General features: G+C 64.1%; 24 protein-coding genes. 7 read left to right on the top strand and 17 right to left on the bottom strand.

Going from position 1 to position 25,535, the window contains the following annotated elements; genetic code table 11:
- Window positions 1-131 precede the first annotated feature (131 nt).
- The 5 genes from CXR03_RS03735 (at window position 132) to CXR03_RS03755 (ending at window position 5,616) form a co-directional block, all read left to right on the top strand.
- Window positions 132-1,445 (top strand): extracellular solute-binding protein, encoded by a 1,314-nt coding sequence (locus CXR03_RS03735; RefSeq protein ID WP_104102006.1) that lies wholly within the window; start codon window positions 132-134, stop codon window positions 1,443-1,445.
- Complete coding sequence (locus CXR03_RS03740) at window positions 1,442-2,404, top strand: carbohydrate ABC transporter permease (protein ID WP_104102008.1); 963 nt, start codon at window positions 1,442-1,444, stop codon at window positions 2,402-2,404. Before CXR03_RS03735 ends, CXR03_RS03740 begins: the two co-directional genes overlap by 4 nt.
- Window positions 2,404-3,246, top strand: a complete 843-nt coding sequence (locus CXR03_RS03745; protein WP_104102009.1) for a carbohydrate ABC transporter permease — start codon at window positions 2,404-2,406, stop codon at window positions 3,244-3,246. Before CXR03_RS03740 ends, CXR03_RS03745 begins: the two co-directional genes overlap by 1 nt.
- A 37-nt stretch (window positions 3,247-3,283) precedes the next feature.
- A complete protein-coding gene (locus tag CXR03_RS03750; protein WP_104102011.1) occupies window positions 3,284-4,546 on the top strand; it encodes an ABC transporter ATP-binding protein in 1,263 nt (420 codons plus the stop codon).
- Between the two features lie 86 nt (window positions 4,547-4,632).
- Window positions 4,633-5,616, top strand: a complete 984-nt coding sequence (locus CXR03_RS03755; RefSeq protein ID WP_146070449.1) for a hypothetical protein — start codon at window positions 4,633-4,635, stop codon at window positions 5,614-5,616.
- 49 nt (window positions 5,617-5,665) lie between these two features.
- Here CXR03_RS03755 and CXR03_RS03760 read toward each other — a convergent pair whose 3' ends face one another.
- From CXR03_RS03760 to CXR03_RS03805, 10 genes are all read right to left on the bottom strand, one after another.
- Entirely contained in the window at window positions 5,666-7,645 is a 1,980-nt protein-coding gene (locus CXR03_RS03760; protein ID WP_104102014.1) for an NHL domain-containing thioredoxin family protein, read from the bottom strand.
- Window positions 7,645-9,672, bottom strand: coding sequence for a bifunctional copper resistance protein CopD/cytochrome c oxidase assembly protein (locus CXR03_RS03765; RefSeq protein ID WP_258073529.1), 2,028 nt, complete (start codon window positions 9,670-9,672; stop codon window positions 7,645-7,647). Before CXR03_RS03765 ends, CXR03_RS03760 begins: the two co-directional genes overlap by 1 nt.
- Window positions 9,673-9,873: 201 nt before the next feature.
- A complete protein-coding gene (locus tag CXR03_RS03770; RefSeq protein ID WP_104053170.1) occupies window positions 9,874-10,161 on the bottom strand; it encodes an HU family DNA-binding protein in 288 nt (95 codons plus the stop codon).
- A 289-nt stretch (window positions 10,162-10,450) separates the two neighbouring features.
- Window positions 10,451-10,756, bottom strand: coding sequence for a 30S ribosomal protein S14 (gene rpsN, locus CXR03_RS03775; RefSeq protein ID WP_104102015.1), 306 nt, complete (start codon window positions 10,754-10,756; stop codon window positions 10,451-10,453).
- Window positions 10,757-10,758: 2 nt separating this feature from the next.
- Window positions 10,759-10,926: a 50S ribosomal protein L33 gene (gene rpmG / locus CXR03_RS03780; protein ID WP_013602737.1), complete on the bottom strand. Its 168-nt coding sequence runs from the start codon at window positions 10,924-10,926 to the stop codon at window positions 10,759-10,761.
- The gene (gene rpmB, locus CXR03_RS03785; RefSeq protein WP_104053173.1) at window positions 10,926-11,162 is read right to left on the bottom strand and encodes a 50S ribosomal protein L28; all 237 of its coding nucleotides are present in this window, start codon (window positions 11,160-11,162) and stop codon (window positions 10,926-10,928) included. The genes rpmG and rpmB overlap by 1 nt, the downstream gene beginning before the upstream one ends.
- Before the next feature lie 381 nt (window positions 11,163-11,543).
- The gene (locus CXR03_RS03790) at window positions 11,544-12,698 is read right to left on the bottom strand and encodes a glucose-1-phosphate adenylyltransferase family protein (protein ID WP_104102017.1); all 1,155 of its coding nucleotides are present in this window, start codon (window positions 12,696-12,698) and stop codon (window positions 11,544-11,546) included.
- Between the two features lie 78 nt (window positions 12,699-12,776).
- Window positions 12,777-13,289: a MarR family winged helix-turn-helix transcriptional regulator gene (locus CXR03_RS03795; RefSeq protein WP_104102018.1), complete on the bottom strand. Its 513-nt coding sequence runs from the start codon at window positions 13,287-13,289 to the stop codon at window positions 12,777-12,779.
- A gap of 59 nt (window positions 13,290-13,348) precedes the next feature.
- Window positions 13,349-14,860 carry an MFS transporter gene (locus CXR03_RS03800; protein WP_104102020.1) on the bottom strand — a complete coding sequence of 504 codons (1,512 nt, stop codon included), beginning with the start codon at window positions 14,858-14,860 and terminating at the stop codon, window positions 13,349-13,351.
- A 242-nt stretch (window positions 14,861-15,102) separates the two neighbouring features.
- Entirely contained in the window at window positions 15,103-15,882 is a 780-nt protein-coding gene (locus CXR03_RS03805) for an SGNH/GDSL hydrolase family protein (RefSeq protein WP_104102803.1), read from the bottom strand.
- Window positions 15,883-16,005: 123 nt separating this feature from the next.
- Here CXR03_RS03805 and CXR03_RS03810 point away from each other — a divergent pair, with 123 nt between their 5' ends.
- On the top strand, window positions 16,006-16,968 hold the full coding sequence (locus CXR03_RS03810) for a diacylglycerol kinase family protein (RefSeq protein ID WP_104102021.1): 963 nt from the start codon (window positions 16,006-16,008) through the stop codon (window positions 16,966-16,968).
- Window positions 16,969-17,006: 38 nt separating this feature from the next.
- On the opposite strand, the gene CXR03_RS18555 is transcribed toward CXR03_RS03810, so the two are convergent.
- The 6 genes from CXR03_RS18555 to CXR03_RS03840 all read right to left on the bottom strand — a co-directional run bounded on the left by CXR03_RS18555 (window position 17,007) and on the right by CXR03_RS03840 (window position 23,354).
- Window positions 17,007-17,732 (bottom strand): M23 family metallopeptidase, encoded by a 726-nt coding sequence (locus CXR03_RS18555; RefSeq protein WP_258073475.1) that lies wholly within the window; start codon window positions 17,730-17,732, stop codon window positions 17,007-17,009.
- 351 nt (window positions 17,733-18,083) lie between these two features.
- Complete coding sequence (locus CXR03_RS03820) at window positions 18,084-19,064, bottom strand: siderophore-interacting protein (RefSeq protein ID WP_219816199.1); 981 nt, start codon at window positions 19,062-19,064, stop codon at window positions 18,084-18,086.
- Between the two features lie 74 nt (window positions 19,065-19,138).
- Window positions 19,139-20,050, bottom strand: a complete 912-nt coding sequence (locus CXR03_RS03825; RefSeq protein ID WP_104102024.1) for an ABC transporter ATP-binding protein — start codon at window positions 20,048-20,050, stop codon at window positions 19,139-19,141.
- A gap of 1 nt (window position 20,051) precedes the next feature.
- Window positions 20,052-21,038 (bottom strand): iron chelate uptake ABC transporter family permease subunit, encoded by a 987-nt coding sequence (locus CXR03_RS03830; RefSeq protein ID WP_258073530.1) that lies wholly within the window; start codon window positions 21,036-21,038, stop codon window positions 20,052-20,054.
- 68 nt (window positions 21,039-21,106) lie between these two features.
- Window positions 21,107-22,126: an iron ABC transporter permease gene (locus CXR03_RS03835; protein WP_104102806.1), complete on the bottom strand. Its 1,020-nt coding sequence runs from the start codon at window positions 22,124-22,126 to the stop codon at window positions 21,107-21,109.
- A gap of 169 nt (window positions 22,127-22,295) precedes the next feature.
- Window positions 22,296-23,354, bottom strand: coding sequence for a glutathione S-transferase family protein (locus CXR03_RS03840; protein ID WP_104102027.1), 1,059 nt, complete (start codon window positions 23,352-23,354; stop codon window positions 22,296-22,298).
- A gap of 162 nt (window positions 23,355-23,516) precedes the next feature.
- Here CXR03_RS03840 and CXR03_RS03845 point away from each other — a divergent pair, with 162 nt between their 5' ends.
- Window positions 23,517-24,554 (top strand): NAD-dependent epimerase/dehydratase family protein, encoded by a 1,038-nt coding sequence (locus CXR03_RS03845; RefSeq protein ID WP_104102029.1) that lies wholly within the window; start codon window positions 23,517-23,519, stop codon window positions 24,552-24,554.
- Here the strand turns inward: CXR03_RS03845 and CXR03_RS03850 are convergent.
- Complete coding sequence (locus CXR03_RS03850; protein WP_104102030.1) at window positions 24,520-25,482, bottom strand: NAD(P)/FAD-dependent oxidoreductase; 963 nt, start codon at window positions 25,480-25,482, stop codon at window positions 24,520-24,522. The two genes, CXR03_RS03845 and CXR03_RS03850, sit on opposite strands and share 35 nt — an antisense overlap.
- Window positions 25,483-25,535: the final 53 nt, after the last annotated feature.

A 25,535-nucleotide genomic window follows, 5' to 3' on the forward strand; every position in this document is an offset into this window, starting at 1 on the left:
CTCGTCCTGAGAGTGGCGGAATTCACACCCAAGGCATAGTGTCTTTTCGAAAGGCTGCTTAGGGTGGCAGTTTTGCGGAAAGTTCTATTAATCCGCGCCTACGACGAGGTGGAGGCACAACACCGATGCCAATGGATGCGAGACACTACGGCCGGCCCCGCAAACGGGCGCGTGCAGCTGCGGGGATTGCCCTCGCTATCGGAGCGACGCTGTTGACCGGCTGTTCCTCCGAAGAAGGTCCCCCAACCCTCACCTGGTACATCAACCCGGATGACGGCGGACAGGCAACGATCGCCGAAATTTGCACCGAACAGGCAGATGGCGCGTACACCATCCAGACCTCGCTACTGCCCAGCGATGCCGGAGCACAGCGGGAGCAGCTCGCCCGCCGGCTCGCAGCCGGCGACGACACCATGGACATCATGAGCCTGGACCCGCCGTTTGTCCCCGAACTGGCCGAACCCGGCTACCTCGCTCCTGTTCCGCAGGAGGTCATCGACAGCACCACGCAGAATGTGGTCGAAGGTGCGCTCACCGGAGCGAAGTGGAAGGACAAGGTGGTGGCCGTTCCGTTCTGGGCCAACACCCAGATCCTCTGGTATCGGAAGTCGGTGGCGGAAGCCGCAGGGTTGGACATGACCCAACCGGTCACCTGGCAGCAGCTCATTGACGCAGCCGCCAGCCAGGGCAAGTTCCTGGGGGTCCAGGGTGCCCGTGCCGAATCCATGACCGTGTGGGTCAACGCACTGGTCGAATCCGCGGGCGGCACCATCGTGGAGAATCCGGACGCCCCTGCAGACGAGATTAAGCTGGGCCTCAATTCCGGGGCGGGAACCCAGGCCGCGGAAATCGTGTCCACCATCGGCAAGGAAGGCCTCGGCGGCCCCGGACTGCCGACCCAAACCGAAAACACCTCCATGATCCAGTTCCAGGGAGACCAGGGCTCGTTCATGGTCAACTACCCCTTTGTCTGGCCTGCCACCAATGCAGCAGTGGAAGCGGGAACACTGCCCGCAGACCTGATCGATGACATTGGCTGGACCCTGTATCCGCAGGTCAATGCGGGTGAAGAAACCGCTCCCCCGCTGGGCGGGATCAACCTCGGTGTGGGGTCCGAGAGCAAGCATCAGGATCTGTCCTACCAGGCCATTGAGTGCATTGTCAGCCCGGATAACCAGTCCCTGTACTTCACCAGCAACGGCAATCCCCCGGCCAACATCGATGCCTATGATGCTCCGGGAGTATCGGACACCTTCCCCATGGCGGAAACCATCCGTGAGTCCCTGGAGCTGTCCAAGCCCCGGCCGCAAACCCCGTACTACAACGAAGTTTCAACCGGCATCCAGCAGACGTGGACCCCGCCAAGCGATGTTGATCCGGCAACCACGCCGGAAACCAGCTCCGAGTTCATCCTTGCGGTCCTGAAAGGGGAGAAGCTGTTGTGAGCACTTCCGTAGAAGCTCAGCGGGGAGCAGCACCCGCGCCCAAACCCGCCAAGCCGCGCCTGAGTGACAGGGCACGGTCCGAACGCAGGCTCGGGCTGTGGCTGGCCGGCCCGGCATTCGTGATCATGCTGGCCGTCACTGCCTATCCGATCCTCCTGGCCGTGTGGGATTCACTGTTCAAGTACCGACTGACGGCGCCGGGCGACAGGGAATTCATTGGCCTCGGCAATTACAGCGTTATTCTCACCGACAGCGTTTTCTGGCGCGACCTCGGCGTGACGCTGCTGATCACGGTCATTACCGTGGCGGTGGAACTCGTTCTGGGCTTTGCCCTGGCCCTGGTGATGAACAGTGCGTTGAAGGCCGTCCGCGGCTGGCTGCGCACCGCCATCCTGGTCCCCTACGGCATCATCACCGTGGTTTCGGCCTTCGCCTGGTTCTACGCCTTCGACATTAACTCCGGCTACATCAACCACTGGTTCGACTGGGTGCCGGGCATTAGCCCGGACCTGAACTGGTTTGCTGACGGGCCCACCGCCCTGTTCGTGATTATCGCCTCCGAAATCTGGAAGACCACACCGTTCATTTCTCTCCTGCTGCTCGCCGGGCTGGCGCAGGTTCCCGGAGAACTGACCGAAGCCGCGGAAGTGGACGGTGCCTCCTGGTGGCAGCGGATGTCACGGGTGATCCTGCCGAACATGAAGGCCGCCATCATGGTTGCCGTCCTGTTCAGGGCGCTGGATGCGTTCCGGATCTTCGACAACGTCTACATCATGACCAACGGTGCCTACGGGACCGAAGTTCTCTCGCTGCTGGCATACCGCACCTCAATTTCCCGGCTGGAGATCGGCATGGGCTCAGCGATTTCAGTCCTGCTGTTCCTTTGCGTAATCATCATCTGTTTCATCGCCATCAAACTGTTCAAGGTGGACCTCACCGGTGCACGAGGGGGTAACTAGTGAAATCCTCACCTGTTCGTCGCAGGCTGACCTGGACCATCATCTCGATTGTGGTGATCGTCTATGCACTGTTCCCGGTAGCCTCGATTCTCGCCACCTCGTTCAAGATCCCCAGCGACCTCACATCGGGAACGTTCCTCCCCAATACGTGGTCCACCACCAACTATGAAGAGATCCTTGTGGGGGACGCCCAGGATCTCTTCCTCTCCGCACTGCGCAACTCCATCGGCATTTCCCTGATCGCCACGTTTGTTGCCGTGGTGCTGGCTACCCTGTGTGCCTACGCGATTGCACGGCTGGACTTTCCCGGCAAGAAGCTGATCCTGACCACTGCGCTCGGCGTCTCGATCTTCCCCGTAATTTCCATCGTGACTCCGTTGTTCAACCTGTGGCGCAACATCGGGCTGTATGACACTTGGCTCGGACTGATCATTCCGTACCTGTCCCTGACCCTGCCGATTTCCATCTGGACGCTGTCAGCGTTCTTCCGGCAGATTCCCTGGGAGCTGGAACAGGCAGCCCAGGTGGACGGAGCCACCACCTGGCAGGCTTTCCGCAAGGCTATTGTTCCCCTCGCGGCACCCGGGGTGTTCACCACGGCGATCATTGCGTTCTTCATCGCCTGGAACGACTTCGTGTACGGCATTTCACTGACCTCAACCGATGCAGCAAGGCCGGTTCCAGCAGCCCTGGCCTTCTTCACCGGCGCCTCCCAGTTCGAAGAACCGACGGGCGCCATCTCGGCGGCCGCAATTATTGTCACCATCCCCGTTGTAGTGCTGGTGCTGGCGTTCCAGCGCCAGATCGTCTCGGGCCTAACCCAGGGCGCCGTCAAGGGCTAAGTTCCTTACGTCCGGTCGAAGAAAAGGATTTATTCTCATGGCATCGATCACCCTCAACCACCTCGTCAAGAAATACGGCGACGGTTTCCCTGCCGTCAACGATGTCAGCTTGGATATCGCAGACGGTGAGTTCATCATCCTGGTTGGCCCGTCCGGCTGCGGAAAGTCCACCCTCCTGCGGATGATCGTAGGTCTGGAAGACATCACGTCCGGAGACCTGCTGATCAACGGGGAGCGGGTGAATGACAAGGCACCCCGTGACCGCAACCTGGCCATGGTGTTCCAGAACTACGCCCTGTACCCGCACCTGACGGTCTTCGAGAACATCGCGTTCCCGCTGCGCCTCGCCAAGGGCAAGTACACCGATGAGCAGGTGAACAAGCTGGTCAATGACGCTGCTGCCACCTTGGAGCTGACCGAGCACCTGGACCGGAAACCTGCCAACCTTTCCGGCGGTCAGCGACAGCGCGTTGCCATGGGCCGCGCCATTGTCCGCCAGGCGGATGCCTTCCTCTTTGACGAACCCCTCTCCAACCTGGACGCCAAACTGCGCGGCCAAATGAGGTCGGAGATCTCGCAGATGCAGCGCCGGCTGGGAACCACCAGCGTGTACGTGACCCACGACCAGACTGAAGCCATGACCCTCGGCGACCGCGTAGCCGTGCTCAAGAAGGGCATCCTGCAGCAGGTGGCATCGCCGCGCGAGCTGTATGAACAGCCCGTCAACCTCTTTGTAGCGGGCTTCATCGGCTCTCCGTCGATGAACTTCCTGCCGGCCACGGTGGACGGCAACGTGCTCCGGACTGCGGTTGGCGACATCACGATTCCGCAGGATAAGGCCAGCAAGGCGGCGGGGAAGAACATTGTGCTCGTAGGGCTGCGGCCGGAGTTCTTCGAGGATGCCAAGTTTGTGGACGAGGCCAAGCTCCACCACGGCTCAACGTTTACCGCACCCATCAGCCACACCGAATGGCTGGGCAACGAGCAGTACGGCTACATCCCCTTCCACCCGGATCCCGAGGTCAAGGAACTCCTGGACAACCTGGCACGGGATATGGACGCCGACGAGCTCCGGCCGCAGATTGTGGTTACCATCGACGCAGCCTCCCGCATCCGCGGCGGACGCGACGCCGAGCTGTGGCTGGACACCCGCAAGGTGCACCTGTTCGATCCCGAGACCGGGGAGAACCTCACCCGGGATGCCGAAGCAGGTGCGGAGCTGACCGAGGAAGCCAACGCAGCACGTGCCGAAGAAATCGCCATGGCACGCGAGAATGACAAGGTGGGCAGCGGAAACTAAGTTCCGGCGGATTTGCCCGGAGAAGCCCGGACGGCGGCAGGCCCGCGGTCCGGGCTTCTCCTGTTTCACCCGGTATCGTTTGATCGGTGCATGGAACAACATCGGTAATCAAAGCAGTGGCCACGTGGCTGCTTGCCCTCATGCTCACCATCGCTGCGGCAGTGGTGGTCATTTATTTCGTCAATGCGAAGGTGTACGGGCCGGGGCACCAGGTGAGCAGCTACTTCGACGCCCTCCAAGAAGGAGACGGGGAACGCGCCCTAGGGCTGCTGGCCGCCAAGGTTCCGCAATCCAATGCCGCCCTGCTTGACGGAGACGCGCTGCGGGCCGCAGCCGCGGACCTTGAGCTGGTTCAGATCGGTGAACCCCGCGACGCCGGTGAGGACAGGGTGGATATTGACGTCACCTATGCCATGGGCGCCGAGGAGGCGCAGAGCACCTTCCGCCTGACGCGTACCGAAAAGCACTGGTTGTTTTTTGACCAGTGGTCCTTTGTCCCTTCGGTCCTTCCCACGGTGACTGTAAGCGCGCCCAGCCAGCGCGAAGCCGTCCTCAATGGCGTTCAGGTGGCCCTGCCCGAAGAGACCACCACGTTTGCTTCCTTCTATCCCACACGCGTGGAAGCTTCCTACGAGTCGGAGTTCTTCGCCGCCCCGGCGGAATCAGGAGTCCTGACTTCGCCGCGTGATACCGTCTCCCTGGTCCTGGCAACCGAGGCCACCGAGGCCCTGAGAAATGCCGTAGACGCCAAGGTCCGCGATTTTCTCGCCGGCTGCACCGGCGCCCAGGACCGGCTCGCCCCGCCGGGCTGTCCGTTCTTCCATTTCACCGACAACCGGGTCCAGCCGCCCATCGTCTGGGAAATCACGCAGTACCCGGAAGTCAATATTCGTTCAGTGTCGGGGAAGTGGGTACTCTCTCCGCTCAACGGCAAGGCCCGTCTCACCGCTGAGCAGACGGACCTCTTCAGCGGCGTCAAGAGCCCGCTGGAGGTTGAGAAGGATTTCAGCTTCGCCGCGCAGCTGTCCGTTGGTGCAGGCGAGGTGTCCGTTACTCCCCTGATCGACTAGCCCGGCCGGATGTCTGTGGCCGGGCTGGTCGCTTGCCGCACAGATTCCGCTAGTCGAGCCCGCGCAGGTCCAGGGTGAGCTCAGTGTCTCCCGCGGCGTCGATGGTCACCGGGATGCCCCAGTCCTGCTGGTACAGGTGGCAGGCGGCATGGTCGGGGATCTCGCCGCCGGGCTCTCCGTCGCAGGCCGCGGCGCGTGCCGTGATGTGCAGAACACCGCCGGACACGGAGTCCGAAAGCACCAGCTCCCGTGTCAGCCCGGTGGAAGTCCCGCCTCCGGAAACCAGCAGTTCCTCCGGGGAGGATGAGATCTTCAGCTGCGTGGGATCTCCCCACCGGTCGTCCAGCTTCTGGCCCTTGGGAGCGGCAAAGCGGACGGAAAGCGCCACCGTGCCCGCGGCCATCGGGCTGGCAGGGCGCTGCGTCTGCCGGGCACCCTCGTCCACCGACTGGGCTTCCTTGGGAATGGGCAGCCGCACCAGTTCGTGTTTGTTGGCTTCCACCACGATCAGCAGCGGTTCCCCGGCAGTGGTGTCCACCAGGACGCCGGAAGGCTCGGAGAGTCCGCGGGCCAGGGTGGAAACAGTTTCAGTTGCGGGGTCGTAACGGCGAACAGCACCGTTGTAGGTGTCGGCGATGGCCACCGAACCGTCCGGCAGCACTGCAACTCCCAGCGGGTGCTGCAAACGCGCCTCCCCGGCAGGCCCGTCGCGGAAGCCAAAGTCAAAGAGCCCGGCTCCGACGGCGGTGCTGACGGACACCCGCGTGGTGCCGCCGGCTGCACTAAAGGCCAAACGGCGAACCGCTGAGGTTTCCGAATCGGCGACCCAGATGTTGCCGTCAGCGTCTTCGGCCAGGCCGGAGGACTGGGCAAACCAAGCCTCGGCACCGTCGCCATCCAGCAGGCCTTCAAGCCCGGTGCCGGCCAGGATGCCCAGTGCGCCGGTGAGCGGATCGAAGCTGAAAATCTGGTGCGTGCCTGCCATGGCCACTACCAGGCGGCCCAGCGCAGTGGACCAGGTCACGTCCCACGGCGAGGACAGGGACACAGCCAGCGGGTCGGCACCGAGAACCTGCTGCACGGACTCCGATCCGGGAACGGCACTGCCGTCCGCTGAGGCGGCTTCGGAGGGGTGGTCTGCGCCCGGAGCCCGCTTGGTCTGGTTACCCGCGTCCAGGAGCCGCTGTACGCCGTTTCCGGCCACTGTCGTGACTGTTCCGGAAGCCAGGGCCACTGCGCGCAGCCGGTGGTTGACCGTGTCCGCCACCACGACGTCGTACCCGGTCTGCTCCGCCACGGCGGCGGGCAGGACGGCCAGGCCCTGGGGTTCGTTGAACCGGGCCGTGCCGGCATCGCCGTCGCGCCACCCCTTTGTGCCGTCACCGATAACAGAGCGCACTGTGGTGAGATCATCCTCAAGCTCCACGAGGCGGTGGTGCCCGGTATCGGCCACCAGGAAGGTCCCGCCGGGAAGGGGAACGGCCTTGCCGGGAAAACGCAGGTTGCCGGCGGTGGGTTCGGCAGGAACGTACGGACCGTTTCCGCGGTGCAGCGTCCCCTTGGCTTCGTGCTCTTCGACGAGCTCGCTGATCAATGATTCGAGGCCGGCGGCGTGACCTTCACCCGACAGGTTGGCCACGATGTAGCCTTCCGGATCCAGGACCACCAGGGTTGGCCAGGCGCGGGCCGCGTAGGCCTGCCAGGTGATCAGCTCCGGGTCGTCCAGGACCGGGTGGTGGATTTCGTAGCGTTCCACAGCCGCTGCCAAGGCCACGGGATCTGCCTCGTGCTCGAACTTGGGCGAGTGCACACCCACCGTCACCAGCACGTCGGAGTACTTCTCCTCCAGCGGGCGAAGCTCGTCCAGGACGTGCAGGCAGTTGATGCAGCAGAAGGTCCAGAAGTCCAGAAGCACGATCTTCCCGCGCAGGTCTTCCAGCCCGAGCTGGCGGCCGCCGGTGTTCAGCCAGTTGCGGCCCTCCAGGGCGGAGGCCCGCACCCGGTATCCGGTGCGCACAGTTTCAGTCATTAACGGTCTCCTTCAGAGCTGCTGGCATCCCGCTTGGCCAGATTGGCAAACATGTTGTTGTAAGCGGCCAGTTCAGCCTCATTATTCCTTTCGGCTGCCCGATCTTTACGCCGTGTTTCGCGGGCGTCAGTCCGGGACCACTGCAGCGCCACCCCAATGGCCACCATGACGGTGGGAATCTCACCCAGGCCCCACATGATGGATCCGCCGAGCTGCTGGTCAGCGAGGGCGGACAGTCCCCAGTCCCGGCCCATGTTTCCAAAGTAGGAGGCCTGGATCAGGGAGGTTCCGCCCATGACCGCCACACCGAAGAAGGCGTGGAAGGCCATCGTGGCCAGCAGGATCACCAGGCGCAGCGGATACGGCGCCCGGTAGGGCAGCGGGTCGATGCCGATCATGGTGAGGACAAAGATGTAGCCGGTCAGCAGGAAGTGCACAACCATCAGTTCGTGGCCCACATGCTGGCGCAGGGCGAACCCGAACAGCTCCGAGTAGTAGAAGATCACGATCGACCCGGCAAAGTTGACGGCCGCGAAAATCGGGTTGGTGACCAGTTTGGAGAACCACGAGTGCACGCCGACAAGGATCCACTCCCGGATCCCGCGGGTGCCGTCACCGCGCGGTGTCAGCGCCTTCAGCGCCAGTGTTACGGGGGCACCGAGCACCAGGAACAGCGGAACCACCATGGTCAGGGACATATGGGCCAGCATGTGGGTGCTGAAGAGCACCATGCCGTACACGGCAGGGGCACCGGACGTGACATAGGTCAGCGCAGCAAGGCCAAACAGCCAGCACAGGGCACGAACAATTGACCACTTATCACCGCGGCGGCGCACCTTGACCATTCCGGCAATGTAGGAAACCGCCAGGACAAGCACGATCGCGACCCACAGCCAGTCGAAGCGCCACTCGGTGAGGTAGCGTTCATTCGTCAGTTCCGGCGGCAGGTCATATCCGGTGAGGATCCGCGCCGGCGACGCGTTGGGCGGCAGCTCCTCCGGCCGCGGGGTGGCGGTGCGGCCCAGGGCCACGGCCACGCCGGAGACAGCGGCCATGATCAGCAGTTCCACACCGATCAGCTGCCAGAGAATGCGGTTGGCGCTCTTCGCCCGGGGGCCGCCCTGTTCGTTGGAGCCTGCGGCGGAGCCGGGAATCTTGGCGGGCAGCTGGGGAATAATCCAGCGGCGGTGCAGGAACCCGATCACGCCCAGCAGCAGGGTTGCCGCCGCCTTGAAAATAACCAGGCTCCCCCACTCGGAATTCAGCTGGGAAAGCGAAGTGATGCGCAGGGAGGCGTTGATGACGCCGGACAGGAAGACCAGCGCGAAGGCGAAACCGGCAAGCGCGGAGTAGCGGCGCAGCACCACGCCGGTAATGGGACCCAGCTGGCGGGAGACAACAGCCAGGACAATGAGTCCCCCAATCCACAGGCACACACCGGCCAGGTGCAGCCCGATGGAGTTCACGGCGGCACTGTGGTCGTCGCCGCCTGCTGAGTGGCCCACGAGCGCGATGGGGATGATGGCCCCGGCGGCCAGCACGGTGGTGGCGGCGAGGCCGTTCAGGGACCGGACGCCGAAGGCCAGGGTGGTGACCACTGCTGCAATGATGCTCACTGCCAGCCAGGCGCGGCCGGTGGAGAAGTCGGTGACGAAGGCGCCAAGGCCCTGGGTGTAACTTGCCTCCGCGCTCAGCGGCAGGCCGGAGACATCCGAGTAGGTGAAGAGCAGCACGGCGATGGCTGACAGTGTCCAGACCGCTGCTGCGTATCCTGCCAGCAGCAGGGCACGGGCGAACGCGGGGTGTTCCGGTTCATCCGCCCGGACCTTGCGGGCCCGCGTGAATTTCAGCGACTTCGGCAGGATGGCGACTGAGAACACCAGCGCTCCAATGACCGCCGCCATGGCACCGTTCTGCACGGCCTTGGCAACAGGCAGGGCCCATCGGGTCAGCGCACCGGGGTCGGAAAGCTGCTGGGCCGCGGCGGCGCCGGAGAAGACCAGTGCCCCGGCAAGGGCCGTGAACAGGACGGCAGCGGCGGCGGCGAGCCAGCTGCCCCCAACGGCTCCGGCAGACGTGGAAGCGCCGGACGGCAGGCGGGCGCCGGCGGTATCGGTGTTGGCAGTTTTAGGCACGATACCTATTCTCTACCCACGGTAGAAATTTGGGCTAATTGCACAAAAAAGGCCGGCGCCCTCAGGCGCCGGCCCTTGCCTCAGGAAAGGAGGTTACTTCTTGGTGGAGACAGCAGCCTTCAGCTTGGAGCCGGCGGTCAGCTTGACGCTGTGGCCTGCCGGGATCTGAATGGTTTCGCCGGTCTGCGGGTTGCGGCCCGTGCGGGCAGCGCGGTCAGTGCGCTCGACTGCGAGCCATCCGGGGATGGTGATCTTCTCGCCATTGGCAACGGAGGTTGCGAAGATGTCGAAGACAGCGTCGAGAACGCCGTTCACTGCCGTCTGGCTGTTGCCGGACTTCTCTGCCACTGCTGCAACAAGTTCACTGCGGTTCATAGCCAATTTATGTCCTCCTGGACTAGGTGTTAGCTCGAGCGGATCACGGATGCGAAACCGCCACTGTTGGAAACTTACCAGTCCGCGCCCGGAAATCAGGAAAAATCCGCTGTTTTTCGCGGTTTTTTCAGCTCTCAGCCCAGAAAAAGGTGCCATTTACCCCATCGGGGCCCTTAGCCTGTTTCCTTGCAACGGCGCGGATTTTATGCACGCCCGCCGCCAAACAGTCCCGGGGCATGCAAAAGGGCGGCAACCCGTAGGTTGCCGCCCTTTTGAAAGCTTAGCTAAGCAGTGCTTACCAGCTGGACTTCTTCACGCCGGGCAGTTCGCCTGCGTGGGCCATGTTGCGGAAACGCACACGCGAGATACCGAACTTCTGGAGGGTACCGCGGGGGCGGCCGTCAATCTGGTCACGGTTGCGAAGGCGTACCGGCGAGGCGTTGCGCGGAAGCTTCTGCAGGCCGAGGCGTGCAGCTTCGCGGGCTTCGTCGGTGGCGTTCGGGTCCACCAGGGTCTTCTTCAGTTCGAGGCGCTTTGCGGCGTAGCGCTCAACAACGACCTTGCGCTGCTCGTTGCGGGCAATCTTGGACTTCTTTGCCATTCTTAGCGCTCCTCACGGAATTCGACGTGCTGGCGGATCTTCGGGTCGTACTTCTTCAGGACCATGCGGTCCGGGTCGTTACGACGGTTCTTGCGGGTCACGTAGGTGTACCCGGTGCCGGCGGTCGACTTCAGCTTGATGATCGGACGTACGTCCTTGTCCTTAGCCACTAGAGCTTCACACCCTTCGCGATAAGGTCAGTGATGACGGCGTCGATACCGCGCACGTCAATCGTCTTGATGCCGCGGGCCGAAACCTGCAGCGTCACATTGCGGCGCAGGGACGGAACCCAGTAGCGCTTCTTCTGAATATTCGGGTCGAACCGGCGCTTGTTGCGGCGGTGCGAGTGCGAAATGCTGTGACCAAAGCCGGGGATGGCTCCGGTGACCTGGCAATAAGCTGCCATGATCTCTCCTCCAGTTGTAGTAAATATGACGGTCCTCAAAAAACAGACACAGGGCGTTTGCCTAAGCACCTGCCATAAAGAGCGTCCCGCCACCAGTTTTGACACCGTTATTACTGCGACTTTCCGGAGGTTGACCTGGCGGGGTGAGATCCAGCCGAAGTGCCTCGCCGCGGGGAAGACGGTGAAGTTCAGGATGCCAAGCAGTATCTGCCGGGACAGCCTTCAATTCTAGGTTTATACGGGTGGCCGCGCAAATGTCTCCAGGCCCGCCTTACGGCATCCCTCTCGAACATAGGCGCAACTTAACGCCTCTCTATCCTAGGGGCAACCCGGCTTTCATTCAAACCGGCGGGATACTGTACCCGTTAAAGGTGCCTGACCTCACCCTTTAGACGGCGACGACGGCGTTTGTACTGCCCCGTCCGCCCCGACAACCACCACTGCCGCCTCCGGATCCAGCTCAGCGCCGTCGAGTTCGGTGCCGCCGCCCACCACTGCGCCGGCATCCACAATGGCGTTGCGCAGCTTTGCGCCGGAACGGATCTTCACGTCACCCAGGAGAACACAGTTCTCCACTTCGGCGCCGGCTTCCACCAACACGCCGGCCCCCAGGACGCTGCGCCGGACGCTGCCTTCCACCCGGGAGCCCGGCGCGAGGAGGCTGCTGGAAACCCGGGCCGCCTCGCCGGCGAAACCGGGCAGCCGGCGCGGTGAGGCACTGAGGATGGGCCATTGAGGGTCATCGAAGTCCAGCCCGCGGCCGTCAATCAGGTCCATGTGGCCCTCGTGGTAGCTGCTCGGCGTGCCCATGTCCCGCCAGTAGCCATCCAGCCGGTGTTCCGCCACCTTTTCCGTCTTTACGAGGTGGGGAATGAGCTGGTCGCCGTAATCCTCCAGCTGGCCGTCCCTTTCCATCAGCTCATCCATGGCATTCAGGAGCACCGCCGCATCATAAAGGAAGATCTCGGCAGCCACGAGGTCGGTCTTGGGCTTCTCAGGCTTGTACTCAAAGCCGGTCACGAAGCCGCCCTCGACCTCCACCACGCCGTGGTCGGAGGGATTCCTGCGGATCTTGGTCGTAACCACGGTCAGGGCAGCACCGGAACGCTCATGGGTGGCAAGAACGTCCCGGTAATCGAGCCGGTAGAGATGGTCGGCGCTGAGCACCAGGACCAGGTCCGGATCATAATCGCGGATGTAGTCGGCTTGACGGTAGAGAGCGTCAGCATTGCCTTGCGCAAACCCCTCCCCTTCGCCGCCCTGATAGGGCGGCAGCACCCGCAGGCCCCCGTTGGTCCGGTCCAGGTCCCAGGGGCGGCCGCTGACCAAATGGTCATTGAGTGATTTGGGCTTGTACTGCTCCACGATCCAGACGTCAGACAGGCCGCTGTTGTGGAGGTTTGACAGGGGAACGTCGATCAGCCGGTAGGAGCCGGCAACCGGCATGGCCGGCTTGGCGCGATGGTCGGTAAGGGAGCCGAGGCGGCCTCCCGTTCCGCCGGCAAGAATCAGTGTCAGAATGCGGGGGGTGTGCATGTGGTACCTCTCGCTGGGGGGGGCGTGTTGGCTGCTCTCCATTTACACCAAGGCTAACAAAACGCCCTGACGCCGCTCTCAGGAGGGATCGGCGGGGGTGTTGTCTTCAACGATGCTGTTGCCCGGTTCCAGCCGGCCCAGGATGCGCCGGCCAATGCGTTCGAGGTCACTCACGTCGCGGGCGTCCAGTCCGTCGAAGACCAGGTCCCGGACGGAGCGGACGTGGTCGGGAGCGAGTGAGGCCAGGGCTGCCATACCCTCGTCCGTGAGCGCGGCCATGGTGACGCGGGCGTCGTCGGGCGACTGCGAGCGTTCCATCCAGCCGCGGCCCTCAAGTTTCTTCACCACGTGCGAAAGCCGGGAGAGGGATGCGTTGGACCGGGCCGCCAGCTCGCTCATCGGCAGCGCACGCTCCGGCGCCTCGGAGGTCATCGCCAGCACGTGGTAATCGAAAAGCGTGATCCGTGCCCGCTTGGACAGCTCAGCATCCAGCGTGGGGTTGAGCCGTGTGGCCACGGCGTAAAGAGCCAGCCACGCCCGTCGTTCATCGGGACTCAGCCAGGGGACGGAGGAGAACTCGGTGTCGCTCATTTGTCTATACTCCCATGGTTGCTTGAGCCTTCAATGATTCGGCGGGCGGGCCGGCGCGCTTAGCTGTCCTGTTGTTTAGGCGCCCCAGTGCCTTCCACACCGAACGGCAGGGAATCGACGTCGAGCCGGGGGTTCTCATCCTGGGTTGCCACAAGCTCGCGTGCCTCGGCGTGAGTATCCACGCTGGGCATGGACCCGGGCATGGGCCGGTTGGCGGATTCCTTCATGATGTACACGGCCACCGCTCCAACAACGGAAGTTGCCATCAGCCAGAATGCCGGCATCAGGTCATTGCCGGTCAGATTGATCAGCCCCTGCATGATCAGCGGTGCGGTGCCGCCGAAGATCGCCACAGCGAAGTTGTAGGAGATACCCATGGCGCCGTAGCGGCTCGCCGTGGTGAACAGTGCCGGAAGCGCCGAGGCCAGGTTGGACACGTAGAGGGTCACGGGAACGGCCAGCAGGCCCAGTCCCAGCAGGGTCGACCAGACAGGGCCGTGGGCAATCAGCAGGAACGCCGGAACAGCCAGCACAATGGTGGACCCGGCGCCCATCAGCAGCACGGGACGGCGGCCGATGCGGTCCGACAGCTTTCCGCAGAGAGGAATGCACAGTGCCATCGCCACCAGGACGGGGATGGTCAGCAGTGTGCCGTGCACGGCGTCGTATCCCATTGAGTCGGTGAGGTAGGACGGCATGTAGGAGGTCAGGGTGTAACCGACAGTGTTGGCTGCGGCTACCAGGACCATTGCGACGATGATCGGGCGCCAGTACAGGCCAATCATGGCCAGCGTTCCCGGAGGTGCCGTTTCGCCGTCGGGGTTCCCCGAAGCGGCGTTCTCCTCCTGCGCATCCAGGGTGGCCTGGAAGGCCGGTGACTCTTCAATCTTGAGCCGGAAGTAAATGGCGATCAGGCCCAGGGGGCCTGCAACGAGGAAGGGAATGCGCCAGCCCCAGTCGAGCATGGTTTCGGCACTGAGCGTCAGCTGCAGGATGGACACGACCCCGGCGCCGAGGGCAAAGCCCATGTAGCTGCCGAGGTCAAGAATGCTGGAGAGGAAGCCGCGGCGCTTGTCGGAGGCGTACTCCGTCACGAAGGTTGTGGCACCGGCGTACTCACCGCCGGTGGAGAAGCCTTGGAGCAGCTTCATGAGGACCAGCAGCACCGGAGCCCACATGCCGATCTGGTCGTAGCCGGGGAGGAGTCCAATCACGAACGTTGAGCCGGCCATCAGCATCAGAGTGGTGGCCAGCGTCTTCTGGCGGCCCAGACGGTCGCCGAGCCGGCCGAAGACAATGCCGCCGAGCGGGCGGGCCAGGAAAGTGGCGGCGAAAACGCCCAGGCTGAAGATGAGCTGGGCGGAGGCGTCGGCCTCGGAGAGGAAAACCGCTCCCATGGTGACGGCAAGATAGCCGTAGACACCAATGTCGAACCATTCCATGGTGTTGCCGACGACGGTTCCGCCCACGGCTTTCTTCATCATCGATTTGTCGACAACATTCACGTCGTCAACCTTCAGGCGCCGGCGCCTCAGGACGGGACGGCGGAGGGTGGGTGCATCTTTAGGCATGTTGGCTTTCTTTCCTAGAAGTCAGCTGCGTGTATCGGAAGCAACCGGCCGGACGCGGCTACAGGCGTCAGGCAGACCAACAAGTTTAGGAAAAACAGCGGGGGATACCGAATTATCAGCCTTCTGATGATGCGTTCAGGACACCATTTGCCGGGAAAACACCCACGCAGTCATTGGGCTCTTGGGGAATTCTGTGAATCACCTCACCCCGGAGGTTTTACGCACCGATCAGGGGCCCTTTTTCAGGAACGGGCCGGAACTTTGGGGTGTACCGGAATCGGGTATTTAGGGGTCAGTTTGTCACCTGAGGAAACCCCCCGCAGCCGGCGCCCAACCCACGGTCCGAGGTATTCCCGGGCCCACTGGGCATCACGGCGCAGTTGCTCGGCACGGGTCCGCGCGGGCAGCTCATCCAGCTCCGGGACATCGATGGTGTCGGTGCGGCGCAGGACTTCGAGGACTTTCTTGGCGGTGAACATATGTCCGGCCGGGGCCATGTGCAACCGGTCAATGTCCCAGTACCTTTCGTCCTGCAGTTCCTTCATGCGCCAGTAATCCACGAGCTCGGCACCGTGGCGGTCAGCGACCTCGCGCACCAGCTCGTTGTACAGCGCCGTCCGCCCCCGGGTGGCCCCAAACACCGGTGACCGGCCCGAATCGAATCCGGTGAACATCAGCACAGCGGCGCCGGAGGCACGCAGCTTGGCAATGGCGCCGTCGTACGAGTCCATCAGTGTGTCAATGTCCACCCGGGGGCGCAGAATGTCGTTGCCGCCTGCGTAAATGCTCACCAGCGTTGGTTCCAGTGCGATGGCGGCGTCCACCTGTTCCGCCAGGACCTGATGCAGTTTCTTGCCGCGGATCGCCAGATTGGCGTATCCCCAGGAGTCCTCGGCGAGGATCAGCTGCTCGGCGACGCGGTCCGCCCAACCCCGCACTCCGTTGGGCAGGGAGTCATCCCAGTCCCCCACGCCTTCAGTGAATGAATCGCCCAAAGCCACATACCGAGAAGTAAAAGTCACTCCCACAGGGTACAAGTTGATTCTGTTGTTTCCGCATTGACAGCTAGCTGCACGCCCGGCGGATTAGACTCTGAACAATACCGTCACCGTTTCGCAGTACACCGCGAGCAACCAAAGGAACCCATGGCCAGCTCAGCAGCCGGACCGCGCCAACGTGCCGCAGTCATCATGAACCCCATCAAAAAGACCGATGTGGACATCCGCGCCCTGGTTGAGAGTGCCTGCCGGGACCAGGGCTGGGATGAGCCGCTGTGGCTGGAAACCACCAAGGAAGATCCGGGGCGCGGCATGGCCAAAGAGGCCCTGGAGGCCGGCGTGGATGTGGTGATCGCGGCAGGCGGTGACGGAACCGTACGCTGTGTTGCCGCCGAACTGGCAGGCACTGACACGCCGCTGGGGCTGATCCCGCTCGGAACGGGGAACCTGCTGGCCCGCAATCTGGATATCGCCGTCGACGATCCGGAGGCAGCGGTTGCCGCCGCCCTTACCGGGACGGACCGCAATATCGACGTCGTCCACGTCACTCTGGACCGCGCGCTGAAAGGCGACGTTTTCCTGGTCATGGCCGGACTCGGGTACGACGCCGCTCTCATGGGCGATACGAACGACACGCTCAAGGACCGCGTCGGCTGGCTGGCCTACATTGACGCTGGTGTCCGAAACCTGCCAGGCAAACCGGTCAAGAGCACCATTCGGCTCGACGGCGGCAAGGAGATCTCCGGCTTTCCCCGCAGCGTGATGGGCGGCAACTGCGGAAAGATCATGGGCGGCCTGGAGATTTTCCCCGGTGCCCGGATTGACGACGGGCTGCTGGACATCATGACCATGGCCCCCAAGGGGCGGCTGGGCTGGCTCGGTGTTGTGGCCGGCCTGCTGCGCCGGGGGAAGGGCAAGGGAACTTCCGTGGAGTATTACCAGTGCAAGGAAGCTGAAATCTTCACGCAGACCCCGCAGGAATTCGAAGTTGACGGTGACCACCTGGGCAAGGCCTCGCACGTGGCTTTCCGCGTCGATCCCAGCGCTTTGCGGGTTCGGATGCCGCAGGGCGAAAAGGACCCGGCCATTCTGACCGACCCTGAAGTCTAGAAGGCCGCTGCCCCGGGCCGGGGCAGCGGCCTTCGCTGCTAGAGTCCCATCCAGACTGCGGGATCCTGATATTCGCCATCTTTCAGCACTTCAAAGTGCAGGTGCGGTCCGGTGGAGTTTCCGGTGCTTCCAACGGACCCGACCTCCTGGTTGATATCCACCCACTGGCCCACCTCAACAAAGATGTCATTCAGGTGGTTGTAGGTAGTTTCCACACCGTCTCCGTGGTCAACAACAACCCGCAGTCCGCCGTACTGGTGATATTCCGCATAGACCACCGTGCCAGGCGCAATTGACTTGACGGGTGTGCCCAGATTGGCACCGAAATCAATTCCGGTGTGCCATTCCAGTGCACCGTTTCCAAGCAGCGGGTTTTCCCGCCAGCCGAACGGAGACGTCACGCGCAGCTCGTCCAGCGGCACCGACGGGGGTTCCGGAGCAGGTTCTGCGGGTGCCTCCTCCACAGGCGTCGTGGAGCCCTGCCCGTTTTCCGCAGGGGGCGCTTCGGCCGGCTCCCCGGAACTCTCTCCGTGTTCCGCGGAGCTGTCTCCGTGTTGTGCGGACAGGTCGGAAGTCACAGACGCCCGCTCCAAAAGGAGGGCATCCTGCCCGGCGCTGTGGGCAGTGCCTGCCACGGCCGACCCGAGCACCAGCGCCGCCCCGGCCCCGAGGGCACAGGTTTTGCGGGCGGGGGTGGACAGCCAGCGCAGGTCTGCAGGCAGGGATTGTACGGCCGCCGGTACCTTTTCGAGCCGGGACTTCATTGTCTCCGGCCAGTACTTTGCAAGTCTCGAGGAAATACTCTTTCCGGGCGGTGCACTTTCTGTGGTCCAGCTGAGGACCTTTTCCCGCAATTCCGGCAGGACACGGTCCCGCAGTTCCGGCAGAAGCCGTTCCCGGATTTCGGTCAGATGATCTGAGTACTTCGTCGTAATCCATCACCTCTTGTGCAGTTGTCGGCAAAGGGGCAGTGAACAGCAATAGTTCTCATAGGCGGGAGCCAGGCTCCCACTCGTTTTACTTTACCGACGCGGCACTTTGGGATGAAAGCAAATGTGATGAAGGACAGTCATCCCTTGGCGGCAGATCACACTCCGTAGAAGTGGCTCCGAACCTTAGCCTTCGGCGCGGCCCCTGCGCCAATAGCCCATGAACGCAACCTGTTTGCGGTCGATTCCGGCTTCGCTCACCAGATAGCGGCGCAACCCGCGGACCACGGCGGCCTCGCCGGCAATCCAGGCATAGAACGGCAGCGCGCCCGACGGCGTGTGCGGGTTGGGTGTTCCCTGGACCGCCGCCGGAGTAAGCCGCTGAGGTGTCTCCCAAAGGATGGTTTCGTCCACGTTGATGTCTTCGATCCGGGGGCGGGGCGGCACCGGCGCACCGTCCACGGAAGCCCATCCGGGAAGCGCCACGGCCTGGCGGACAGCGGCTTCCAGCAGTTCACCGTGGGGCCGGCCGCTTCGGGCAAGCCAGCTCACCCGGACCGAAGATTCCGTGGACACCTGCTGCTCGTCGGCGGCTGTTGGAACTTCCAGCAGGGCGTGGCCTGTCACGTCCCGGGGCAGGCCCTCCAGGATGGCCGTGATCGCCGGTACGGCCGTTTCGTCGCCCGCCAGCAGGATGTGGCGTGCCATCCCGGGACGCCATTCAATCCCGCCGTAAGACTCCGCCGTGACACAGTGGGCGGCGTTGGGCCCAATGATGCTGACCCGGTCCCCCGGTTCCGCAGCGGCAGCCCAGCTGGACGCGGGGCCGCCCCTGCCCTCTTCATCGAAGTGCAGGACAAAATCGACGTCGATCTCCGGCTCGGCACCCGAGCACCGGGCAGCACGGACGGTGTAGGTGCGCATGGAACCGCGCACAGCCTCGTCCAGCTGCAGCCAGTTCCGGTACCAGGCGGTATCACTGCAGTCGAACTCCGGCACCGGAATCCGGGTGCCGTCGGCAGCAATGGAAGGAACCACTACTTGGATCCGCAGATCGTGGGTCTGCCCCTGGATCCCAAACTCGGAAAGGCTCGCACCCGCAAAGGTGATGCGCTGGAAATTCTCGCTCAGGCGCTGGACCCGCCGCACTTGGACGTCGAAGCACATCACGGCTCCGCCACCTGAGGCACGGCGTGCCTTGCGGGGTACCGCTGTTACTCCGGTGCGGGTGCTGACCTGAGTCATGATGCGGCCTCCAGGCGGGTTTTTGGTTCGCGTGCGGTTAGGGTGTCGTGCGGGTTGGGCAGGTAGCCCACCTCTCTGGCAGGGTCCTCATCAGCCGGCTGCAACGCATGATGACGGCCAATGGGAACCACCATAGGGGTTCCGGAGACAGGATCGGGAATGACTTTGGATTCCAGACCAAAAACGTCACGAACCAGGTCTTCGGTAACAACGTCGGCCGGGGCGCCCTGAGCGGCGACGGCACCGGACTTCATCGCAATCAGGTGGTCTGCATAGCGGGCGGCGAGATTCAGGTCATGCAGCACAATCGCCACGGTGGTGCCTGCCCGCCGGTTCAGGTCCGTGATCAGGTCCAGCACTTCAATCTGGTGGGTGACGTCCAGGAAAGTGGTGGGCTCATCCAGCAGAAGAATCCGGGTCTCCTGCGCCAGGGCCATGGCAATCCACACCCGCTGGCGCTGGCCTCCCGAGAGCTCATCAACGTTCCGCTCCGCCAGGTCCAGAGTGCCGGTGGCTTCCAATGCGGCGGCAACGGCGTCGTCATCCCCGGGTGTCCACTGACGGAACCAGCCCTGGTGCGGGTAGCGGCCGCGGCCCACCAGATCCGCCACGGTGATGCCGTCCGGCGCCACCGGAGTCTGGGGCAGCAGGCCCAGGATGCGTGCCACCTCGCGGGCAGGCCGGGAATGGATGTCCCTCCCGCCCAGCAGCACCGTGCCGCCGGCAGGTTTGAGCAGCCGTGAGAGGCCGCGCAGCAGTGTGGATTTGCCGCAGGCATTGGCGCCGACAATGATCGTGATCTGCCCGGCGGGGAGTGTGACCGACAAACCGTCCACCACCAGGCGCTCGCCGTAGGAAAGAACCAGATCCTGTGCGCTCAGGGTGTTCGGATCAGGGGTATTGCCCATATCAGCCTCCTCGGCCTACACGGTTGGAAGTCACCAGCAGCCACAGCAGGAACGGCGCCCCGAGGGCACCTGTCACCACGCCCACGGGCAGTGAAACACCGGGAACCAGGTTGGCTCCGACAAAATCTGCGGCCAGCACGATGACGGCGCCCACCAGGGCGGAAACCGTTAGAGAGTGCCGCCCGCCCAGCAGGCGCCTGGCAATCGGGCCGGAGAGAAAGGCAATGAAAGCCACCGGCCCCGCAGCAGCGGTGGCCGCGGCAGCCAGAGCCACCCCGGCAACCAGCAACCCCAGTTTGGACGCCTCAACCCGCAGTCCAAGCCCCGCTGCTGTGTCCTCTCCCAGCTCCAGCCCGCGAAGCCGACGCGCAAGGACCGCAGTAACGGGCAGCAGCACAAGCAGGGCCAGGGCCAGAACGGCGGCACGGTCCCAGTTGCTGGAGTTCAGCGAACCATTCAGCCAGACCAGCACCTGGGAAGCGGTCCGCACATCGGCACGCGTCATCAAAAAGGTCACCAGGGCCTGCATAACGGCGGCGAAGCCGACGCCGACCAGAATCAACCGGTAACCGGCTGCACCGCCGCGCCGGGAAAGCAGGTAGATGGCCATCGCGACAGCCAGGGCTCCGCACAGGGCGGCCAGGGAAACAGTAGTCCCGGCGGCACCGAAGACCACTATGGCCACCACGGCACTGGCACTGGCTCCGTAGCTGATGCCAATGATGTCCGGACTGGCCAGCGGGTTGCGCAGCATGGTTTGGAAAATGCTGCCGGAAATCCCGAAGGCGGCACCCACCAGAAGTCCAATAACGGCGCGCGGCAGTTTGCTCTCCATCACGATGAACGTGGCGCCGGGAAGCTGTTCCCCGCCGAGTATCCGGAAGAAGTCCGGGATGGTGACGGTGTAGGTGCCCAGCAGGATACTGACTGCAAAGAGAACGACGACGACGGCCGCCAGGACAGTGGTCACGACGCGGCCGCGTTTCAGGGACCGCCGGCGGGCGGCGCGGACCAGGAGGGCTCCCGGTCCGGCTGCGGAACGGTCCAGCAACGCGCTCACAGTTGGGCCTGCTTCCGCCGCCGGACCAGCCAAATAAAGACAGGGGCTCCGATGACAGCGGTCATGACGCCCACTGGAATTTCTCCCGGCGGGAGGGCAAGGCGCCCAATGATGTCGGCAATGATCAGCAGCACCGGCGCCAGGACCAGGGAAAAGGGAAGGATCCACCGGTAGTCCGGTCCGGTGAAGGACCGGACCATGTGCGGGATGACCAGTCCGACAAAGCCGATCGGGCCTACGGCGGCAGTGGCGGCACCGCACAGCAGCACCACTCCCAGGGCAGTGATGCCGCGGCTGAGGCCCACCCGCTGCCCCAGCCCCCGGGCCACGTCATCCCCCAGGGACAGACCGTTCAGTGCCCGGCCGGCGCACAGCGTGATGACGGCGCCGGCTGCCAGGAAGGGAACGACGGCGCTGATCACGTCCCAGCCCCGACCGGACAGACTGCCCGCCTGCCAGAAACGGAAGATGTCCAGAGTCTGCTGGCTGGAAACCAGCACTGCGCTCATGAGTGAACTCAGTCCGGCGGACAGGGCAGCCCCGGCGAGGGCCAGCTTGACCGGAGTGGCGCCTTCCCTGCCCAGGCTCGCCACGGTGTACACAAGGACGGCGGCCAGTGCCGCACCGGCCAGCGCAAACCAGATGTAGCCAAGGAAGGTGGAAATGCCGAACCCGTAAATGCCGAGCACCACAAAGAAAGCCGCTCCGGCGTTGACCCCCAGAATTCCGGGGTCCGCCAGTGGATTGCGGGCCACGCCCTGCATGGCGGCCCCGGCCAGCCCCAGTGCTCCGCCTGCCAGCAGGCCAAGGACGGTGCGGGGAATTCTCGACACCACCACCGCATGGTCTCCGTTGCCCGGGTCGTAGGCGGTCAGGGCTTCGAGCACGGTTCCAAAGGACAGGGCCCGTGCGCCGAAGGCCACGGATGCCAGGCAGGCCAGCGCCAGCACGCCGATCGCGGCCGCCAGCAGGGCCGCCCGGCGGCCGTTCCGGGGAACCGCCGCGCGGGACGGCATTTGTACTTCCGTCCCGGCAAAGCGGAGGGTTTTAGGTGCCGGTGCGGAGGAGCTGGCGTTCACGCCCACCGCGGCACCTCCTTAAGACGGAATGATCTTAAGTAAGGCTAACCTACGGTCCCGGTCCTTAAGAAACGTTTCTGTGCCCTATTCGCCGGGCGGAAAGCAATCAGCGCGCACCGTGTCCCGGGGCCACCTCTTCGCCGGGACGCACAGGTCCCGGCGGGGTTCCGTTGCCGAACGGCCGGCCGCCGAGCTGCTCCCGGTGATGCTCGGTGAGCCACCCGGACAAATCCGGCCCCTTGGGAACGATACCCGTGGGGTTAATGTCCTCATGGACGATGTAGTAGTGGGCCTTGATCTGTTCGAAGTCGACAGTGTCGCCAAAGCCCGGTGTCTGGAAGAGGTCCCGGGCGTAGCCCCAAAGGTTCGGCATCTCGGTGAGCTTGTTCCGGTTGCATTTAAAGTGTCCGTGGTAGACCGCATCGAAACGGACCAGGGTGGTGAACAGGCGGACGTCGGCCTCGGTGATGGTGTCGCCAATGAGGAAGCGCTGGCGGGAGAGCCTGTCCTCCAGCCAGTCCATTGCGGCCCACAGCCGGTCATAGGCGGCGTCATACGCCTCCTGCGATCCGGCGAAGCCGCAGCGGTACACGCCGTTGTTGATCTCGGTGAAGACGCGCTTGTTGACGGCCCGCATTTCCTCCAGGTGCTCTGCAGGCAACAGGTCCGGCGCACCCTCGCGGTGGAAGTCCTTCCACTCGGTGGAGAAATCCTCGGTGATCTGCGGAAAATTGTTGGTCACCACGGCGCCGGTGGGAATGTCCACGACGGCCGGTACGGTGATGCCGCGGCTGTAGCCGGGTGTGCGGCGGAAGAACGCCTCCTGCAGGCGTTCGATCCCCAGCACCGGGTCCCTCCCGTCCGGATCCAGGTCAAAGGTCCAGCTCCGGGCATCGTGGGTGGGGCCGGGGGTTCCCAGCGAAATGGCATCTTCAAGACCCAGCAGGCGCCGCACAATGATTGTCCGGTTGGCCCAGGGGCAGGCCCGTGCTGCGATCAGCCGGTATCTGCCGGCTTCCACCGGATAACCGTCCCGGCCGTCGCGCGTGATCCGCGTTTCGATGTAGTTGGTGTCCCGGGTGTATTCCGTACCGCCGGTGACATAGGCTCCGCGAGTGCTGAAGCCGGAGCCGTTGTCCTGGTCTGTTGCCGTGTTCTCAGCCATGGGAATCCTCGTTCGGGTGCGTGTGCCTGATCCTGCACCCAACACTAGTGGCTCCGAACGGGTCCCGCCTGTCCCCCTGCTCTGGGGCCCGCCTCACCGGTAGAGTCGAAGGACAACGTTTGCTTATCCACGCGATCACCACAGCCGGAGGAATTGAGCCACATGCGAGTAGCTGTCATCGGAGCAACCGGAAACGTCGGCACAGCCCTGCTCCGCCGGCTGGCCCAGGCCCGCAGCGAACGTCCGGAGGGCCTGGAGATCGTGGGCATTGCCCGGCGGATCCCCGACGGCGGCATCCCGCCGTACGACGGCGTTCAGTGGCACAGCATCGATATCGCCACCTCTGAGGGCCGTGAAAAGCTGACGGAGGCGCTGCGCGGGGCCGACGCCGTCGTCCATCTCGCCTGGGCCATCCAGCCCAACCGGGACGAGGCGGAGCTGCACCGCATTAACGTGCACGGCACCGAAAACGCGCTGGCCGCTGCGGCGGCCGCCGGCGTGCGCCAGTTTGTCTGCGCCTCATCCGTGGGCGCCTACTCCCCCGCATCCAAGGACCGGATCACCGATGAGTCCTGGCCGGCGCGCGGCATCGCCAGCTCGCACTACAGCCGGCACAAGGGCGAGCAGGAAGCACTGCTGGACAAGTTTGTTCGCGAGTACCCCGAAATCCCGGTGGCCCGGCTTCGTCCGGGGCTGATTTTCTCCTCGGATGCCGGCACGGAAATCGGCAACTACTTCCTGGGCCCGCTGGTGCCGAAGTTCATCCTGAACAAGCTGCGGCTGCCGCTCATCCCCCTGCCCAAGGAGTTCTCCTTCCAGATTGTCCACGCTGATGACATCGCCGATGCCTATTGGCGCGTGGTGGACCAGCGGGCCGAGGGCGCCTTCAACATTGCCGCCGATCCGGTAATCACCCCTGAGCTGCTGGCCGGAGTACTCGGTGCCCGCCGTCTGCTGAACATCCCGGTGAAACTGGTGCGCGCCGTCGTCGGCCTGACCTGGGCCGCGCACCTGCAGCGCACCGATCCGGGATGGATCGACATGGCTGCCGGTGCTCCGCTCATGGACACCTCACGGGCACGGGATCTGCTGGGCTGGACTCCGCGGCGCACCTCGGTGGAGGCGTTGAGGTTTGTCCTGGACGGAATGACGGACGGAGACGGAGTCAAAGGCTCGCCGCTGCTCGCTCCCCGCCGCTGAGCGCCGCCTCGGTGTCCTCCTCCAGCAGCTGTGCGTTCAGCGCCACTGCCAGACGGTAGGCGTCACCGGCTACCGCCACCACCTGGCCGGACGGATCGGTGACGTTCCCGACGGCCCAAATCCGGTCCGCCCCGGTCCTGCCGTTGTCATCCGTTTCCAGGCACCCGTCCGCGTCCAGGGTGCATCCCGGAATGTCGGCCAGCGCAGGATCAACAGTGGCCACCGGTTCGCAGAACAGGGCACGGCACGGGACGGTCCGGCCGTCCGCCAGGACCACCGCGTCCAGGGCGTCCTCGCGGATGAGCAGCCGCTGTGCTGTCCCCTCCACAACGTCCACGCCCATAGCCTCAAGGGAACGGACATCATCGTCTGAAAGCACGAGTCCGTCCTGCACGATCAGGGTCACGTCCGCGGAGAAACTCCGGACCAGGATGGACTGCTGGACGGAACTTTGCCCCGTTCCCAGGATGGCCAGCGCCTGGTCCCTCATCTCCCAGCCGTGGCAGTAGGGGCAGTGCAAAAGGTCCCGGCCCCACCGTTCCCGGGCACCGGCAATGTCCGGCAGGGTGTCCCGGAGTCCGGTCGCCAGCAGCAGATGCCTGCCCTGCAGCACCCTGCCGTCGGCAAGCTCGGCCTGCCGGTCCTCGTTCACGCGGATCACCTGGCCGGACACCAGCTCAACGTCGTACCGCTCCAGGTCCGACCGGCACAGCCGCACAAGTTCCGCAGGCGAAATGCCGTCCCGGGAGGGAAAGCCGTGAACCTGGTCCGCGGGACCGTTCCGGGGCTGGCCGGCGTCCACAACCGCAACCCGGCGGCAGGCCCGCCCCAGCAAGGTGGCAGCAGTCAGACCGGCTATTCCGCCGCCGATGATGACCACGTCATAGCGGTCGGCGGGCTCCACAAACACATTGGAAGATCGAGGCATGATTCTTTTCTATCGCACTTTTCAATAATCGTCAGCAAGCTTACTTTTACTCC

Origin of the sequence: Arthrobacter sp. 08Y14, from assembly GCF_002929455.1 — a bacterium.
Taxonomy (GTDB): domain Bacteria; phylum Actinomycetota; class Actinomycetes; order Actinomycetales; family Micrococcaceae; genus Arthrobacter_B; species Arthrobacter_B sunyaminii.